The organism is Melaminivora alkalimesophila (assembly GCF_000282995.1).
Classification (GTDB): domain Bacteria; phylum Pseudomonadota; class Gammaproteobacteria; order Burkholderiales; family Burkholderiaceae_C; genus Melaminivora; species Melaminivora alkalimesophila.
Map to the genome: position 1 here is coordinate 1 of NZ_ALEE01000363.1, position 12,648 is coordinate 12,648.

Here is a 12,648-nt window from a genome sequence, read left to right on the forward strand (position 1 = left end):
TGCCCAGGCTCGCTTTGGGAATGCCCAGCACCTTGGCCACCACCGCAATCGCCTGACCCGAGCGGACCTGCCGAACAGCCTCCTGCTTGAACTCTCGCGTGTACTGCGCACGCACCTGCTTGTCACTCATCTCTGAACTCCTTGTCGGTATTTTCAACAAGGGTTAAGAACTCCAGTTTTCAGGGGCAACCTCACTGGCGGCGCTGGAGGCGGTCGTGCACGTGCAGTCCACGCGCGGCGCGCGCGCCATCCCCTTCGCCGACTTCCACCGCCTGCCGGAGGGCGAGCCGCAGCGCGACGCAACGATCGAAGCCGACGAGCTCATCACGCACATCGAGCTGCCCGCGCGCGGCTACGCGCAGCACAGCACCTACCTGAAGATCCGCGAGCGCGCTTCCTACGCTTTCGCGCTGGTCTCGGTCGCCGCGGCCTTCGAGCTCGATGAAGCCGGCCGCATGCGCCATGCGCGCCTGGCGCTGGGCGGCGTGGCGCACAAGCCCTGGCGCGACCCGGAGGCGGAGGCGCTGCTGGAAGGCCAGGCGCCCGAGACGCCGGTGTTCGAGCGCGCGGCCGACGTGCTGCTGGCGCCCGCGCGCGCCTGGGGCAGCGAGAACGGCCCCGGCACCAACGCCTTCAAGATCCCGCTGGCGCGCCGCGCCATCGTGCGCGCGCTGGAGATGGCGCGCGACGGCGAGCTCACCAACACCGGCGAACTGGCGGGCCACATCTTCCAGGAGCAAGGCGCATGATCTCCTCCCACCCGAGCAGCCAGCAGCCGGTGGCCGAGCCCGGCACCGGCGAGGTGCGCATCGGCATGCCGGTGGCGCGCGTGGACGGGCGCCTGAAAGTGACCGGCCAAGCGCTGTATTCGGCCGAGTACGCCGCACCAGACCTCGCCTACGGCGTGGTGGTCAACAGCACCATCGCGCGCGGGCGCATCGTGCGCCTCGACACCGCAGCGGCGCGGGCCGTGCCGGGGGTGCTGGACGTGCTCTCGCACGAGAACCGCCCCAAGGTGCGCTCCATGGACCTGTTCTACAAGGACATGACGGCCCCGGGCGGCAGCCCCTTCAAGCCCTTTCTGGACGCCGAGGTGCACTACAGCGCGCAGCCCGTGGCGCTGGTGGTGGCCGAGACCTTCGAGGCCGCTCGCGCGGCTGCGCGCCTGGTGGCGATCGAGTACGAGGAACAGCCGCACGAGACCAACCCGGTCGCCAACCTTTCCCGCGCGCACGAGCCCAGCCGCCTGAAGGCCGGCTATTCGCCGCCCCCGAAGCCGCGCGGCGACGCGGACGCAGCCTGGGACGCGGCGCCGGTGAAGATCGACGCCACCTTCTACAGCGGCGTGGAGCACCACAACCCGATGGAGATGCACGCCTCGACCGTGATTTACGGCGAGGACGGGCACCTGACCATCTACGACAAGAGCCAGGGCTCGCAGAACTGCCGCTGGCTGGTCTCGCGCGTGTTCGGCCTCTCCAAGGACCAGGTGACGGTGCGCAACCCCTTCGTCGGCGGCGCCTTCGGCTCGGGCCTGCGCCCGCAGTACAACCTGCTGCTGGCCACCATGGCGGCGCTGCACCTCAAGCGCTCGGTGCGCGTGGTGCTCACGCGCCAGCAGCAGTTCACCTTCGGCCACCGGCCCGAGACCTGGCAGCGCGTGAAGCTGGCGGCCGACGCCGACGGCACGCTGCGCGCCGTGGTGCACGAGGCGATTGCCGAGACCTCGCGCTTCGAGGACTACGTGGAGGTGGTGGTCAACTGGTCGGGCCAGCTGTACCAGTGCGACAACGTGCGGCTGAAGTACCAGCTGGTGCCGCTGGACCAGTACACGCCCATCGACATGCGCGCGCCCGGCGCGGCGCACGGCGTCTATGCGCTAGAGATCGCCATGGACGAGCTGGCGTATGCGCTGCACATGGACCCGCTCGCGCTGCGCCTGAAGAACTACACCGAGCACGACGCGAGCAAGGACCTGCCCTACTCCACCAAGGAGCTGCGCGCCTGCTATGAAAAAGCCGCCGAGCGCTTTGGCTGGAGCCAGAGGCCGCCCGCGCCGCGCTCCATGCGCCGCGGCCGCGAGCTGGTCGGCTGGGGCATGGCCACCGGCATCTGGGATGCCATGCAGATGTTCGCCCGCGCGCGCGCCGTGCTGCACGCCGACGGCCGCCTGGTGGTGGGCAGCGCCGCCACCGACATCGGCACCGGCACCTACACCGCCATGAGCCTGCTCGCGGCCGACGCGCTGGGCCTGCCGCTGGAGCAGGTCAGCTTCATGCTGGGCGACTCCGACCTGCCGGTGGCGCCCATCGAGGGCGGCTCGTCGCACATGGCCACCATCGGCTCGGCGGTGGCCGGCGCGTGCGAGAAGATCCAGCGCGAGCTGTGGCAGCTGGCGCGCAAGGTGCAAGGGGCGGGCTTCGAGGGCGCGCGCTTCTCCGAGGTCGAATTTGCCGGCGGCGCCATCCGGCTGCGCATGCGCCCGGAAGTCGCCCTGCCCTACACGCAGCTGCTGGCGCGGGCCGGCAGGAGCGAGATCGACGTCAAGTACCTGCTGCTGCCCAACGTGCTCAAGCAAAAGAAATACATCCGCGCCGTGCACTCGGCCGTCTTTTGCGAAGTCTGCGTGGACGAGGAGCTGGGCACGGTGCGCGTCACGCGCGTGGTGAGCGCCGTGGCCACCGGGCGCATCATCAGCGCCCGCACTGCGCGCAGCCAGATCACCGGCGGCGTGGTCTGGGGCATCAGCCAGGCGCTGCACGAGGAGACGCACACCGACCATGCGCTGGGCCGCTTCATGAACCACAACCTGGCCGAATACCACGTCGCGGCGAATGCCGACATCCCCGACATCGACGTGATCTTCGTGCACGAGGACGATCGCATCGTCAGCCGCATCGGCGCCAAGGGCGTGGGCGAGATCGGCATCGTGGGCACGGCAGCAGCCGTGGCCAATGCCATTTTTCACGCCACCGGCAAGCGCCTGCGCAGCACGCCCATGACGCCGGACAAGGTCATGCGGGACGCGCCGGCAGAAGGGTTTCCGCTCAAGTGAGCCGACAGGAAGAGCCTAACGCTCCAGCCACCACTGGATGACGATCTTCGCCAGATAGCCGATGAAGCCCACGCCCAGCCCCAGGAACAGCACAAAAGCGCCGAAGCGCCCGGCCTTGGACTCCCAGGCCAGCTGTCCGATGATGAAGAGCATGAAGACGATGAAGGCGCCGACCCCGTAGGTCAGGAAGAAACCCGAGATCTGCGCTTCGGTGAAACCAAAAATCACAATGCCATTCCGTTGGATGCCTGCCTGCCCGGGCGCCCGGCCGCAGGCGGGTCGATCGGCCCGCGCAGCGGCAGGCCGGTGGCGTCCACCAGGTCGCGGTAGGCGTGCCAGCTCGCATGGCCCAGCACCGGCATCACCACCACCAGGCCCAGCAACAAGGCGGCCGAGCCCAGCAGGGTGAGCGCCAGCAGCAGGGCCGCCCACAGCGCCATCGCGAACGGGTTGGCGAGCACCACCTGCCAACTGGTCAGGACCGCCTGCCGCAACGTCGCCTGCCGGTCCAGCAGCAGCGGGATGGCGACCACGCTGGAGGCGAAGATTGGCGCCGCCAGCAGGCTGCCCAGGCCCAGCCACAGCAGGAACAGGCGGCTGTCGGGCGCCAGCACCACGTGGTTCAGGAAATCCGCGGGCTGCAGCACCGGGGTTGGCGCCAGCAGCGTAATCAGCGCGGCGGAGGTCAGCACCCAGCCGGTGCCGGCGAGCGCCAGCAAAGCGCCAAACTGTACCAAACACCAGTAGTCATTGCCCCAGCGCGCACCGCGGTGGCTGTGCTGCCAGAACAGCCAGGTGCGCCGCACCGTGCCGGCATCGGCAGGCTCGCCCCGCTCCAGCGCGCGGCTGAGCACGTAGAAGCTCGTGGCCAGCACCGGCGCCACCACCAGGAAGCCCGACAGCGCCCCCACCAGCAGCCAGAACCGATCGCGCGCCACGGCGGCAATCAGCAAGCCGAAGAGCGCCAGCGCAGCGCCATGCGTCAGGCTGAGCCAGCCGACGCGGCACATGTCCTGCCAGCCACGCGCCAGCCAGGACAGCGGCTGGGTGGCCGGGATGGAACGCACCTGGGGCAGGAAGGGAAGGGAACGTGGCATGGTCTCGCTCGAAGGTCATGGGACAGGAAACCCGGTGGTGCCGGCGCCGTGCCGGCAGCGGTTGCCGGCGCCCCAGTCTAGACCAGCCCCAGCAGCCTGCACAGGGCGTGCAGATCGATGACCTCGGGGCAGTCGGGCGCCACCGCGGCCGGCGCCGGATCGTGCGCGGCCGCCGGGCGCTGCGCCGGGGGCAGCTGCTGCGGGGTGCGGCGCAGCCACACGGCCTGCATGCCCGCGTCCAACGCGCCCTGCGCATCGAGCAGCGCATCGTCGCCCACGTGCAGCACCTGCTCCGGCCTCACGCCCGCCGCCGCCGCGGCCTGTTGGAAGATGCGCGCATCGGGCTTGGCAACGCCGGCATCGCAGGCGCTCACGGCGGCATGGAAGAAGCGATCCAGTCCGCCGATCCGCCGCACGTCCGCGTTGCCGTTGCTGAGTGCCACCAGCGGCCAGCGGCTGGCCAGCAATTCCAGCGCCGGCAGCGCGTCGTCGAACAGCGCGACCTCCTGACGCGCCGCCAGGAACACCTCGAAGGCCTCCTCGGCGAGCGCCGGGTCCTCGCCGGCCTGGCAAAGCAGCTGCCGGATCGCCTCGCGCCGCAGCAGGCTCAGGTCGTGCGCCCGCCCCGCGTGCTCCGCCTGCACCTGCGCGCGGATGGCGCGCAGCACCCCGCGCCGCGCGCCCAGCTGCTGCGCCGCCGGCGCATGCACGCCCAGCCAGGCCTGCAGCCGCGCCTCGGCGTGGGCGATGGTCGGCCAGACCGGCCAGAGCGTGTCGTCCAGGTCCAGGGTGATGGCGCGGATGCGCTCCGGATCCAGACAGGTCCCCCGTGCCCGCGGACCCGACAGCTCGCTGGGCCCCGCCATCTCAATGCGCCTCGTCCCAGTTGCGCCCCAGCCCCACCTCGGCCACCAGCGGCACCTTCAGCTCGGCCACCCCCGCCATGATGCGCGGAATCTCCTGTCGCACCCAGTCCGCCTCGGCCTCGGGCAGCTCGAAGACCAGCTCGTCGTGCACCTGCATGACCATCAGCACCTCGGGCCTGTCGCGGTCGAGCCGCTCCTGCACCTGCACCATGGCCATCTTGATCAGGTCGGCCGCCGTGCCCTGCATGGGCGCGTTGATGGCGGCGCGCTCGGCAGCGGCGCGGCGCGGGCCGTTGGGCGAGTTGATCTCAGGCAGCACCAGCCGCCGGCCGAACACCGTCTCCACGTAGCCGCGCTCCTTGGCTTCCAGCCGGGTGCGGTCCATGTAGCGCTTGACGCCGGGGTAGCGCTCGAAATAGCGGTCGATGTAGTTCTTCGCGGCCGAGTTGCCGATGCCCAGCGCCTTGGCCAGGCCGAAGCTGCTCATGCCGTAGATCAGTCCGAAGTTGATGGTCTTGGCATAGCGGCGCTGTTCGCTGCTCACCTGATCGAGCGCCACGCCGAACACCTCGGCCGCGGTCGCGCGGTGCACGTCCAGCCCCTCCTGGAAGGCGCGCAGCAGCGCCTCGTCGCCGCTGATGTGCGCCATGATGCGCAATTCGACCTGGCTGTAGTCGCAGCTGGCGATCAGGCGGCCGGCCGGCGCGACGAAGGCCTCGCGGATGCGCCGGCCCTCGGCCGTGCGGATGGGGATATTCTGCAGGTTGGGCTCGTTGCTCGACAGGCGCCCGGTCACCGCCACGGCCTGTGCGTAGTGCGTGTGCACGCGGCCGGTGCGCGGATCGGCCAACTGGCCCAGCTTGTCGGTGTACGTGCCCTTGAGCTTGCACAGGCTGCGGTGCTCCAGCAGCTTGGCCGGCAGCGGGTAGTCCTCGGCGAGCTTTTCCAGCACCTCCTCGTCGGTCGAGCGCGCCCCGGTGGCGGTCTTCTTGATGACCGGCATGCCCAGCTTGTCGAAGAAGATCTCGCCCAGCTGCTTCGGGGACCCCAGGTTGAAAGGCTGGCCGGCGAGCTCGTAGGCCTGCTGCTCCAGTGCCACGATGCGCTGGCCCAGCTCATGGCTCTGCTGCGCCAGCAGCTCGGCATCGACCAGCACGCCGTTCCTCTCGATGCGAAACAGCGTCTCGCTGCAGGCGATCTCGAGCTCATAGATGCCGCGCAGCTTCGGCTCGCGCTCCAGCTGCGGCCACAGCACGCGGTGCACGTCCAGTGTCTGGTCCGAGTCCTCGCAGGCATAGGCCGCGGCCTGCTCGACCGCCACCTGGGAAAACGGGATCTGCTTGGCGCCCTTGCCGCACAGGTCCTCGTACGACAGCCCGGTGCGCCCGGTGTGGCGCTCGGCGAGGCTTGCCAGGTTGTGCGGCTTGTGCACCTCCAGCACATAGCTTTGCAGCATGGTGTCGTGCACGTAGCCGCGCACCTCGATGCCGTGGTTGGCGAGCACGTGGCGGTCGTACTTGACGTGCTGGCCCAGTTTTGGCGCGGCCGGGTCCTCCAGCCAGGGCTTGAGGCGCGCCAGCACTTCGTCCAAGGGCAGCTGCTCGGGCGCGCCCGGCCCGTCGTGCGCGAGCGGGATGTAGGCGGCGCTGCCCGGCTCCACGCTGAAGCTCAGGCCGACGATGCGCGCGCGCAGCTCGTCCAGCGAGGTGGTCTCGGTATCGAGCGCCACCAGGGGCGCCGCGCGCAGGCGCTCGAGCCACCGATCGAGGTGCTCCCAATCGAGGATCGTCTCGTAGGCCACCTCGCGCTGCTGCGCCGCCTGGGCGACCTCAGTGGCGGCCTGGCTGCCGGTTTCGGGCCCGGCCGCGCCCGCCTCCAGTGCGCGCGCCAGCGTGCGAAATCCATAGCGCTCGTAGAAGGCCCGCAGGCCATCGACCTGCTCCTCTCCCTGCTGCAGCGCCTGCATGCTCCCGGGAAAGCCAGGCAACGCCTCATCGAGCGGGCAATCCGTGCGGATGGTGACCAGCTCGCGCCCCTTGGGCAGCCAGTCGAGCGCGGCACGCAGGTTCTCGCCCGCCACGCCCTTGATGCGGTCGGCGTGCGCGATCAGGCCGTCGAGCGAGCCGTGTTCGAGCAGCCACTTGGCGGCGGTCTTGGGGCCCACCTTGGGCACGCCCGGCACGTTGTCCACCGCATCGCCCACCAGCGTCTGGAAATCCACCATCAGCGCCGGCGGCACCCCGAACTCGGCCGTCACGCCGGCCACGTCGCGCCGCTTGCCGCTCATGGTGTCGACGACCGTCACGCGCTCGTCCACCAGCTGCGACAGGTCCTTGTCGCCGCTGGCGATCAGCACCCGCATGCCCTGGCCGGCGGCGTGGCGCGCCAGCGTGCCGATGATGTCGTCGGCCTCCACCCCTTCGACGCACAGCAGCGGCCAGCCGAGCAGCCGCACCACCTCGTGGATGGGCGCCACCTGCGCGCGCAGGTCATCCGGCATGGCGGCGCGGTTCGCCTTGTAATCGGGGTACAGCGCGTCGCGGAAGGTCGGGCCGCTGGCGTCGAACACGCAGGCGGCGTAGCTCGCCGGCACGTCCCTGCGCAGCGCGGTCAGCATGGTGACCATGCCGCGGATGGCGCCGGTGGCGGGGCTGGACGGGTCGCCCGGCACGGCACGCAGGTCCGGCATGGCGTGGTAGGCGCGGTACAGGTAGCTGGAGCCGTCGACCAGCAGCAGGGTTTGGGAGGCGTCGCTCATGGGAGCATTTTGCCCACACCGGGGCCGGCCCGGGCAGGCGGCACAATCATCCTCATCCCGCGCCGGTGGCATCCCAGGCACGCCCGCGCGGAGACGAACCATTCTGCAAGGAGACACCCATGCGATTGCGCACCATCGCGCTGTCCACCCTGGCCGTGCTGGTCCTGGCGGCCGGCGCCGGCTGGGCCAGCCTGGACAAGGAAACCCGCGGCCTGCTCAAGAGCCTGCCGACCAACCGCGACCTGCTGTTCTGGAGCCAGGACCAGCGCGATGCGGCCTTCCGCGCCATGGACCGGCTGCCGGTGCTCGCCAAGTGGCACACCATGCACACCGGCGATGCGCCCCGCCCCCTGCCGGCCGGCGAGCCGCTGGCGCTGCCCCTGGACGTGGACGCTTACCTGCAGGCGCAGCGCAGCGCCGCCCTCCTCATCCTGCAGGGCGGCAAGCTGCGCCTGGAGCGCTATGGCCTGGGCTTCGACGGGGACGGGCGCTGGACCAGCTTCTCGGTCGCCAAGTCCTTTACCTCGACGCTGGTGGGCGCGGCCCTCAAGGACGGCTTCATCAAGAGCTTGGACGACCGCGTGAGCACCTACATCCCGGAGATGCGGGGCTCGGCCTACGACGACGTGAGCGTGCGCCAGCTGCTGTCCATGACCTCGGGCGTCGCCTGGAACGAGGACTACGCCGATCCGCAGTCGGATGTGGCGCGCTTCAACAACCACGTGCCCGAGCCGGGCGTGGACGCGCTGGTGAGCTACATGCGCCAGCTGCCGCGCGCCGCTCCGGCGGGCGAGCGCTGGAACTACAGCACCGGCGAGACCAACCTGGTCGGGGTGCTGGTGGCGCGCGCCACCGGCAAGCCGCTCGCGCAGTACCTGGAGGAGAAGGTCTGGCGCCCGATCGGCATGGAGCAGCAGGGCACCTGGATCCTGAGCAAGACCGGGCTGGAGATCAGCGGCTGCTGCATCCAGGCGGCGCCGCGCGACTATGCGCGCTTCGGCCAGTTCATCCTGGAAGGCGCGCGCATCGGCGGCCAGAGCATCGTGCCCGAGGGCTGGCTGCAGGAAGCGACCCGCAAGCAGGCCGACATCGGCCAGCCCGGGCGCGGCTACGGCTACCAGTGGTGGACCTACGACGACGGCAGCTTCGCCGCCCGCGGCATCTTCGGCCAGGGCATCTTCATCGACCCGCAGCGCGAGCTGGTCATCGTCACCAACGGCAACTGGGGCGGCGGCGCGCGCGACCCCGAGGCCCTGCCGGCGCGCGAGGACTTCTACCGGGTGGTGCAGCAGGCCGTGGACGCGGAACGCGCCGGCCAGCGCCCGAACTGAAGGCGCGCCGCCGCCTACAATCCCTGCCATGCGCGTCCGCTCCTTTTCTGCCCCCCTGCTGCTGGCCCTGGCGGCCGGTCCCGCCCTGGCCCAGAGCCAGGTCCCACCGGCGGCCCCGCCCCCCGATGCCGCGCTCACGCCGTCCGAGCAGCGCGAGCCCCTCGAGGGGCGCCGCAACCAGCGCGTGCAGCGCATCGTGGTCGAGGACGCGGGCAGCCGCGTGGACGAGCTGCGCGTGGGCGGGCAGACCCAGGTCATCACCGTGCAGCCCAAGACGGGCGCCGCCCTGCCGGCCTACGAAGTGCGCGCCCATGACGGCGCCCGCGCGCGCCCGGGCAACCTGGACGCGGCCGACACCATCAAGGCGCCGCGCGTCTGGAACCTCGGGCGCTTCTGAGCGGCGAAAACCCGGCGCAGCCTGCGCGCCGGGCCGCCCGCACTTTCCTGCTTCGCGAACCCAACACTCCGGCGACCCCCTCCTTCCTGCCCACCGATGGCCGTCTACACCGAAGTCTCCCCCCAGGAGGCGCGCGCCCTGCTGCGCCGCCTGGGCCTGGGCAAGCTGCTCTCGCTCACGGGCATCCAGGGCGGCATCGAGAACACCAACTACTTCGTCAGCTGCGAGGGCGGTGAATTCGTGCTCACGCTGTTCGAGCGCCTCACGGCCGAACAGCTGCCCTTCTACCTCCATTTGATGAAACACCTGGCGCAGGCTGGCATTCCCGTGCCGGACCCGCAGGCGGACCGCAAAGGCGAGATCCTGCACAGCGTCGTCGGCAAGCCCGCGTCGCTCGCCACCCGGCTGGCGGGCAGCAGCCAGCTCGCACCCCAGGCGGTGCACTGCGCGGCCGTCGGCGAGATGCTCGCGCGCATGCACCTGGCGGCGCGCGACTACGGCCGAACCCAGCCCAACCTGCGCGGGCTGGACTGGTGGAACGAGACCGTGCCCGTCATCCTGCCGCACCTGCAGCCGCCCCAGGCCGAGCTGCTGCGCGCCGAGCTGGCCTACCAGAACCACGTCGCGGCATCGAGCGAATACGCCGCCCTGCCGCGTGGCCCGGTGCACGCCGACCTGTTCCGCGACAACGTCATGTTCGAAGGCGAGCGCCTCACGGGCGTCTTCGACTTTTATTTCGCGGGCGTGGACACCTGGCTGTTCGACCTGGCGGTGGCGCTCAACGACTGGTGCATCGACCTGCCCACGGGGGCGCACGAACCGGTGCGCGCCGCCGCCCTGCTGGATGCCTACCAGGGCGTACGCCCACTGACCGGCGCCGAGCGCAGCCTGCTGCCGGCCATGCTGCGCGCCGGCGCGTTGCGCTTCTGGGTCTCGCGCCTGTGGGACTGGTACTTGCCACGCGAGGCGAGCCTGCTCAAGCCGCACGACCCCACGCACTTCGAGCGGGTACTGCGCGAGCGGGTGGCGCACCCCGTGCCGCCCCCTTGAGAGGGCCGCGCGGCGCCCATGGCGGCGCCATGCCCTGGGTTACAGTTCCCGGCGGGCCCACGCGCCGGCGCGGGCCCTGCCTTCTTCCTGTGAAGCCGCCTTCATGAAACTGAACATCGTCCCTGCGCGCACGGGGCTGGAATGGACCCGCACCGGCATCCGGGTCTTCTGGCGCCAGCCCATGGCCCTGTCCGCGCTGTTCTTCCTGTGCATGGCCGCCATGTCGCTGGCCAGCGTACTGCCGCTGGTCGGCCCGGCCGTGGCGCTGGCGCTGCTGCCTTCGGCCACGCTGGCCATGATGGTCGCCGCCGCCGAAGCCAGCCAGGGCCGCATACCCACGCCGACGCTGTTGCTGGTGGCCTTTCGCACCGGGCGCGAGCGCATGCACGCCATGCTCACGCTGGGCGCCCTGTACGCCGGCGGCTTCCTGCTGATCATGGGCCTGACGGCGCTGATCGACGGCGGCCAGTTCGCGCGCGTGTACATGGGGGGCGAGCCCATGACGCGCGAGATCGCCCAGTCGGGCAGCTTCCAGGCCGCCATGTGGGTCTCGCTGCTGCTCTACGTGCCGCTGTCGCTGCTGTTCTGGCACGCGCCGGCGCTGGTGCACTGGCACGGCGTGCCGCCGGTCAAATCGCTGTTCTTCAGCATCGTCGCCTGCCTGCGCAACCTGGGGGCGCTCACGGTCTACGGCCTGTCCTGGATGGGGGTCTTCGTCGCCGCCGGGATGGGGGTCAGTCTGGTGGTCGCGCTCCTGTCGGGCCTCGGACTGGGCATCGGCTTCGCCGGCGGCGTGATGATGGGCACGGCGCTGATGCTGGCGGCAATGTTCTTCAGCTCGGTGGTATTCACCTTCCGCGACAGCTTTGCGCCGCCATCCATGCCAGCGCCGCAGTAGGAGCGCTCAGCCGCCGGTGAACAAAAGGTAGGCGAGCACGCATACTGCACTTGACGGCTGCATTCCGGACAGGGGATCAATGCCATGGCTCAGCTCCCGGAGGGCAGGCCGATGAGGATCTGCACGCGCCGGTTCCGTTGTCGGCCTTCCGGATCGTCCCGGCCCTCGGGTGTGGCATTGGGGGCGACGGGCTGGCGCCTGCCCATGCCCTGGGTGGCGGCTTTGCGCCCCGCTGCCCGCTGCAGCGCATCGGCCACCGCCTGCGCACGCCGCAGCGACAGGGCGTCATTGTAGGCGTCCGTTCCCTTGGCGTCCGTGTGCCCGACCACCGTCAAGGGAGCCTCCGGATAGCTGCGGATGAGCTCCGCCGCCTTGGCGATGGACGGCGCGGCATCGGGGCGCAGTTGCGCCTGGTCGAAGTCGAACAGCACGTCGGCCGGCAGGTCGATGGAGATCGCCTGCTGGGGGGTGGGCTGCGCCTTCAGTTCGACCAGCAGCGCGCGCGTCTGCTCCAGGCGATGGGGCGGTACCTCGGCCTCGCGCAGGATGGTCTGCGGCCCCTGCCGGGGCTGCAGCCGCGTCGCCACAGGCCGCGGGGCCAGCCCCCCGACCACGGGCTGCGGCCGCAACACCGTCTCCGGTGCCCCAATGGCGGGCGTCAGGTGCGTGTCTGCGTGGGCGAGGGGCTTTCCGCTGCGCGACACGGCCAAGCCCTGGGCTGCGGCCGCGGCCCATGCCACGGCAGCTGCCAGGGGCAACAGCGCCCGGGGCCCGCGTAGTGCAAGCATATCCATCAGCCCTCTTGCAGTGGCAGCTGCACCACCAGCCCTGGCGCCACGATGTTGTCGCCATCGTTGCCCTCATTGAAGACCAGCCGCAGCTTGCGCGCCGTCGTGGGGACGCTGCCCAGGAACACCAGCTGGCCGTCGAGGGTCTGGCCCTCGCGGATCAGGAGGTCGCGGTTGTCCTGCGGCCGCTTGATGTGCAGCCGTGCCCCGTCCTCAGCCTCCAGGAAGGTGTCGGTCAGCGCCAGCATGGTGCTGTCCGTAATGCGGTTGGCGAAGGAAATGCTCACATCCAGGACCGTCGCATCGCCGCCGATCTCCACCGCCTTGACACGCACCGTGACACCGGCCGGCGCCACGCCCTGCACGCTCAGGGGCAGCCTGCGCGGCGGCGCAGCCGGGGCTGCGGCC

Annotated in this window: 13 protein-coding genes; 6 read left to right on the plus strand and 7 right to left on the minus strand. The window is 70.7% G+C overall.

All coding sequences use genetic code 11. The features are described from left to right. Window positions 1-130: transposase (locus A612_RS17015; RefSeq protein WP_019373738.1), on the minus strand; the 130-nt coding region annotated here is incomplete at its 3' end. Between the two features lie 64 nt (window positions 131-194). On the opposite strand from A612_RS17015, the gene A612_RS06695 reads away from it, so the two are divergent. Together A612_RS06695 and A612_RS06700 are read left to right on the plus strand one after the other, a co-directional pair. Then, window positions 195-749: an FAD binding domain-containing protein gene (locus A612_RS06695; protein ID WP_081501128.1), complete on the plus strand. Its 555-nt coding sequence runs from the start codon at window positions 195-197 to the stop codon at window positions 747-749. Then, window positions 746-3,055, plus strand: coding sequence for a xanthine dehydrogenase family protein molybdopterin-binding subunit (locus tag A612_RS06700; RefSeq protein ID WP_019373740.1), 2,310 nt, complete (start codon window positions 746-748; stop codon window positions 3,053-3,055). The genes A612_RS06695 and A612_RS06700 overlap by 4 nt, the downstream gene beginning before the upstream one ends. Window positions 3,056-3,070: 15 nt before the next feature. Here the strand turns inward: A612_RS06700 and A612_RS06705 are convergent, their stop codons facing one another. From A612_RS06705 to polA, 4 genes are all read right to left on the minus strand, one after another. Next, window positions 3,071-3,283, minus strand: coding sequence for a DUF2788 domain-containing protein (locus A612_RS06705; protein WP_019373741.1), 213 nt, complete (start codon window positions 3,281-3,283; stop codon window positions 3,071-3,073). Then, window positions 3,280-4,152 (minus strand): DUF2189 domain-containing protein, encoded by an 873-nt coding sequence (locus A612_RS06710; protein WP_019373742.1) that lies wholly within the window; start codon window positions 4,150-4,152, stop codon window positions 3,280-3,282. The genes A612_RS06705 and A612_RS06710 overlap by 4 nt, the downstream gene beginning before the upstream one ends. A 77-nt stretch (window positions 4,153-4,229) precedes the next feature. Then, window positions 4,230-5,018 (minus strand): HAD family hydrolase, encoded by a 789-nt coding sequence (locus tag A612_RS06715; protein WP_019373743.1) that lies wholly within the window; start codon window positions 5,016-5,018, stop codon window positions 4,230-4,232. A 1-nt stretch (window position 5,019) separates the two neighbouring features. Continuing rightward, window positions 5,020-7,776, minus strand: a complete 2,757-nt coding sequence (polA, locus tag A612_RS06720) for a DNA polymerase I (RefSeq protein ID WP_019373744.1) — start codon at window positions 7,774-7,776, stop codon at window positions 5,020-5,022. 119 nt (window positions 7,777-7,895) lie between these two features. Here polA and A612_RS06725 point away from each other — a divergent pair, with 119 nt between their 5' ends. The 4 genes from A612_RS06725 (at window position 7,896) to A612_RS06740 (ending at window position 11,452) form a co-directional block, all read left to right on the plus strand. Further along, entirely contained in the window at window positions 7,896-9,107 is a 1,212-nt protein-coding gene (locus A612_RS06725; protein WP_019373745.1) for a serine hydrolase domain-containing protein, read from the plus strand. Between the two features lie 28 nt (window positions 9,108-9,135). Next, complete coding sequence (locus A612_RS06730; RefSeq protein ID WP_019373746.1) at window positions 9,136-9,504, plus strand: hypothetical protein; 369 nt, start codon at window positions 9,136-9,138, stop codon at window positions 9,502-9,504. Between the two features lie 96 nt (window positions 9,505-9,600). After that, complete coding sequence (locus A612_RS06735) at window positions 9,601-10,554, plus strand: homoserine kinase (protein WP_019373747.1); 954 nt, start codon at window positions 9,601-9,603, stop codon at window positions 10,552-10,554. Window positions 10,555-10,657: 103 nt separating this feature from the next. Then, on the plus strand, window positions 10,658-11,452 hold the full coding sequence (locus A612_RS06740; protein ID WP_019373748.1) for a BPSS1780 family membrane protein: 795 nt from the start codon (window positions 10,658-10,660) through the stop codon (window positions 11,450-11,452). Between the two features lie 89 nt (window positions 11,453-11,541). On the opposite strand, the gene A612_RS06745 is transcribed toward A612_RS06740, so the two are convergent. Together A612_RS06745 and A612_RS06750 are read right to left on the minus strand one after the other, a co-directional pair. Next, on the minus strand, window positions 11,542-12,192 hold the full coding sequence (locus tag A612_RS06745) for an OmpA family protein (protein WP_019373749.1): 651 nt from the start codon (window positions 12,190-12,192) through the stop codon (window positions 11,542-11,544). Window positions 12,193-12,245: 53 nt separating this feature from the next. Further along, window positions 12,246-12,648, minus strand: a 403-nt coding sequence (locus A612_RS06750) for a hypothetical protein (RefSeq protein ID WP_019373750.1), incomplete at its 5' end; no start/stop codon positions are given.

Coding starts and splice junctions, on each gene's coding strand:
- A612_RS06715 (WP_019373743.1), bottom strand. CDS start 5,018: ATGGCGGGGCCCAGCGAGCTGTCGGGTCCGCGGGCACGGGGGACCTGT.
- A612_RS06730 (WP_019373746.1), top strand. CDS start 9,136: ATGCGCGTCCGCTCCTTTTCTGCCCCCCTGCTGCTGGCCCTGGCGGCC.
- A612_RS06740 (WP_019373748.1), top strand. CDS start 10,658: ATGAAACTGAACATCGTCCCTGCGCGCACGGGGCTGGAATGGACCCGC.
- A612_RS06700 (WP_019373740.1), top strand. CDS start 746: ATGATCTCCTCCCACCCGAGCAGCCAGCAGCCGGTGGCCGAGCCCGGC.
- A612_RS06710 (WP_019373742.1), bottom strand. CDS start 4,152: ATGCCACGTTCCCTTCCCTTCCTGCCCCAGGTGCGTTCCATCCCGGCC.
- A612_RS06725 (WP_019373745.1), top strand. CDS start 7,896: ATGCGATTGCGCACCATCGCGCTGTCCACCCTGGCCGTGCTGGTCCTG.
- polA (WP_019373744.1), bottom strand. CDS start 7,776: ATGAGCGACGCCTCCCAAACCCTGCTGCTGGTCGACGGCTCCAGCTAC.
- A612_RS06735 (WP_019373747.1), top strand. CDS start 9,601: ATGGCCGTCTACACCGAAGTCTCCCCCCAGGAGGCGCGCGCCCTGCTG.